Below are 793 nucleotides of genomic sequence, written 5' to 3' on the forward strand. Positions count from 1 at the left end.
AATCGGGTTGTCTGTTGTTAAAACCAACCTTTTACTGTATCATCTATTCCACTTAATATGCCACCGATAAAATTATTGATTCACCGGAAGACCAGCAGAGTATTACGCTTAACATGGTCGCTGATCAGCAAGTGGAGAAAGCAGGATGGATTCGTCTGTTTTTCCGGGGAATCAAGAATTTTATCGGTGGCATATTCAGTGGAATAGCTGATACAGTAAAAGGTTGGTTTTAACAACAGACAACCCGATTTTCCTGTTATTCAGGGCGTTGATCAAGTGCTTTTTTTATTGTGTTTACCCGATGGTTTAGGTAAAATTTAAAATAACCGAACATTTGAAAGGATTAGGAGGCAGAATATCATGGTTCAAGTGGGAACATCTACAGTCAAAAGAGGAATGGCTGAAATGCAAAAAGGCGGCGTCATCATGGACGTTGTCAATGCCGAGCAGGCTAAAATCGCGGAAGCTGCCGGTGCAGTAGCGGTAATGGCGTTAGAACGGGTTCCTGCTGACATTCGTGCTGCCGGTGGCGTTGCACGTATGGCAGACCCGACCATTATAGAAGAAGTCATGAATGCGGTGTCCATCCCCGTAATGGCGAAAGCCCGGATCGGACATTTTGTGGAGGCACGTATTCTGGAATCCCTGGGGGTTGACTACATTGATGAGAGTGAAGTGTTAACCCCGGCGGACGAAGTTTATCACATCAACAAACATGAATTTACCGTTCCCTTCGTTTGCGGTGCCCGCAACCTCGGCGAAGCCCTTCGCCGGATCGGAGAGGGAGCTTCCA

General features: G+C 46.4%; 1 protein-coding gene. It reads left to right on the forward strand.

Features of this window, described 5'->3' with window-relative positions; genetic code table 11:
• Window positions 1-360: 360 nt before the first annotated feature.
• On the forward strand, window positions 361-793 hold a 433-nt coding region (locus tag H0Z31_15710; protein MBO8178848.1), incomplete at its 3' end, for a pyridoxal 5'-phosphate synthase lyase subunit PdxS.

The sequence above is a fragment of the Bacillus sp. (in: firmicutes) genome (assembly GCA_017656295.1).
Lineage (GTDB): Bacteria > Bacillota > Bacilli > Bacillales > JACDOC01 > JACDOC01.